The following is a 2,937-nucleotide window of genomic DNA, read 5'->3' on the forward strand; positions in this document are numbered from 1 at the left end:
GGGTCCGGGGCGCCCGTCATTTGGTTGGTGTACTCCGTGGCTGTCACATTGCCATTGGGATCGGTCTGACTCGTCACCCGCCCGGTCGAATAGTCGTAAGCGGTGTAGGTCGTCTGTGCTACCGTTTCATTCAGCGCACTGACCACACTCGTGGGCAGCGCATGGGTCGAGTCTTCATAATAATATGCAGCGCTATGGCCGAGTGGATCTGTGGTGGAGGTCCGGTTGCCATAGTTGTCGTAGGCGTGCTGTGTTGTAACCCATTGGTTGTGGGCGCTATCCCAACGACTCTCCCGGGAGAGGTTGCCGCGTGTGGGCGGGGTTCCATATGCCTGATTGTCGTAGCTGAATTGCGTGGAGCTGGCGCCAACGGTGGTTTCCTGTAGCGCGTTGAGTATCAACGGCGTTCCAGTCGTTATCGACCGCCTCGCGTAAACATTCGTCAAATCGGGCCCCGAAGCCTGGTTGTAATAACTTCTATTGGTCACCCGCAAAACGGTTGCCCCCGCAGGAGGGCCAGTTGGAACTCCCTGAACATCACGATTCACCGAACCCGGGTCAAACCAGTCATACTCTGTTTCTTGAGTGACATTGCCATTGTAGTCATACTGGAACATCTTCGCCGACATCACGGCGACGCCGTTCTCCTTCAGCGTGGTGTATTCAGCATCCACGACCGGATTAAAGTTCAAGATACTTCCCCCCGGTCCCACCACGTTTTCCCCCCTAAAGTTCAGATGCGTCCAATGGCGTTCGCTCCCATCAGCGATTTCGTAATTCCAAACGTCGGTTGCGCCGTCATGGTGGAGCGTCTTTCGAGTGATCGATTCCTGAGCCGGGTTCTGCTCCATAGGAGGGTTCAATATTAAATCAAAGTTATATGTATAGTCGACCGAAGCGCCGGAGGGCATACTCATGTGGCTCAAGGAACCCCAACCCCCGGAGGCTTGAACGGGCTCCGTGGGGAACTGCTCTCCGCAGGGGGCATTTGGAGGCAGGATGCGCTGGACTACATTGTCTGAGTTGTACGTGAAAGTGAACTGGCGGCTCGTACCATTGGTCTCGGGAAGAACAATCGAGCGCAAGACCGTGATATTATGATCGACTCTCACCCTCGCATTGCAGGCTCCCGGACCGTTATTATCTTTTCCCGCCAACTGATTGTAGGTCAGCCATTGGACTGAAGTGGCTCCGAAATTTAGATCGATAGTGACGAGTGCTCCCCCCACCGTTGGATATTGAATCTGAGCTGAACTATCCGGCCGATTCCCTCCAGCGTCATGCACATATCTGATCTCGCGTCCTGTTCCTTCGTCCTGGTAATGAGTTGTTATTCTATTTCGTGCCGGATCATTATCCGTACTATAGATCACGATGCTGTTGCCGTTGGCATCCCGAATTCGTTGGCCTCCAGCACCATTTTGGACTGTCATCCCGTCCGGGAAATACACCGTCCAACTAAGCGATGGGTCGATGACTGCCCACAGATAGCTTCCATCGGTCGAGTAGTAGCTCATGGATTGATGTGTCGTCTCTGGCGTGCTATTGAAGTACCCTTTGAGGAAATCGCGGTTCCCGGGAAACTCAGTCGCATTGTTGGGTCGCAGCTCGTGGGTGGCGCCATCCGGCGTTCTTAAAATGAACCTTACCCATTCTTGTTGGTCTAAAAGAAATTGATAATCCGGATCAAGGGGGTCGGTAGGCGTCAGCCATAGGAAATCCTGAAAAGCGTAATGTCTTTCTAGCTCGTACGTCCGGCCAATGGACCAGCCTCCCTCCGGTGCATCTTGAAGCCGATTGTAGACATATTACTCCGAGCACTAAATATATGACACTATTCATCGCGCCGCATACTGGACGTGCGGTCCGCGAAAGTATCGCCGAACGGCCGAAGGGTGACCTTGAGTGATGCGAAGATAGGATCGAACATGGCCCACCATCTCGCCGATATCCAGGGGACGAATGCGGCCCAAGGCATTGGTCTTGACGTCCTGGTTGAGCAGTTCATCCGGATTCAGTTCGGGGCTGTAGGAGGGCAGCCAGTAAATCCGGACTTGCGCCGTGTGCGCGGTCAACCAGCGGGCGACCGGGCGTGCCCTATGAACCGGATGCCCGTCGGCGATCAGAAAGATTTTCCTCCGCTTCTTGTGGCTCAAACGCACCAGGCGACGGAGAAAGTTCAGAAACACCCGAGAGGTAAAACGCTCACGAAAGACCATGAAAGCCAGCTGTCCCCGATTGGTGATCGAAGAAATCATGTTACAACGGAAGCGCTGGCCGGTTCCCCACACCACCGGCGTCTGGCCGCGTCGCCCATAGCTGCGTCCCGCTTGATGATCGGAGCGCAAGCCCATCTCGTCCAGCCAATGAATCTGCGCCTTTTGGCGTCGAGCCTCCGCGCGCAGGGCCGGGTATTCTTCCTCCAGCCATTGTCGGACCGCCCCTGGATCTTGCTCGTAGGCGCGCCGCACCGGCTTCTGCGGCGTCAGCCCCCAAGCACGCAAATACCGCCCCACGGTCCACACCGAAACCTGGACGTCGAACTTCCGCCCCAGCAACTGTTGTACCGCCTCTCGGGTCCACAGGGCAAAGGGCAGGCGCAACTGATCGGGACAACCGCTGACGATCATCCGCACGGTGGTGGCCGCTTGATGCGGCGCCAAACGCGATTCTGGGGGCCGTCCTCGCCGCCGTGCCTTCAGCGCTCGCCGGCCTTCTCGCTCCAACAGTCCCATCCAACGGTTCACGGTGCCGCGGGCCACACCAAACACCCGGGCCGCTTCCGATTGCGAAAGACCTTCTTGGACGGCTTCGACGACTCGCCGCCGAAGGTCTTCCTGGGCTTTTCCCGGCAGCGAACGAGCATCTTGTTTTCTCATGACGACACAATAACATAACTTTGCTTACTTGTCATCTATATTATGCTCTGATTAATAA

2 protein-coding genes are annotated in these 2,937 nt (G+C 56.0%); both read right to left on the minus strand.

Annotated features, from left to right (window positions below; all coding sequences use genetic code 11):
• A partial coding sequence (locus LAO21_23205) for a hypothetical protein (GenBank protein MBZ5555625.1) occupies positions 1-1,517 on the minus strand: 1,517 nt, incomplete at its 3' end.
• A 321-nt stretch (positions 1,518-1,838) separates the two neighbouring features.
• Positions 1,839-2,879: an IS630 family transposase gene (locus LAO21_23210; protein MBZ5555626.1), complete on the minus strand. Its 1,041-nt coding sequence runs from the start codon at positions 2,877-2,879 to the stop codon at positions 1,839-1,841.
• Positions 2,880-2,937: the final 58 nt, after the last annotated feature.

Source organism: Terriglobia bacterium (genome assembly GCA_020073085.1).
Lineage (GTDB): Bacteria > Acidobacteriota > Terriglobia > JAIQFV01 > JAIQFV01 > JAIQFV01.

Excerpts from the sequence above, each read along its gene's own strand:
- LAO21_23210 (MBZ5555626.1), bottom strand. The coding sequence starts at position 2,879 with ATGAGAAAACAAGATGCTCGTTCGCTGCCGGGAAAAGCCCAGGAAGAC.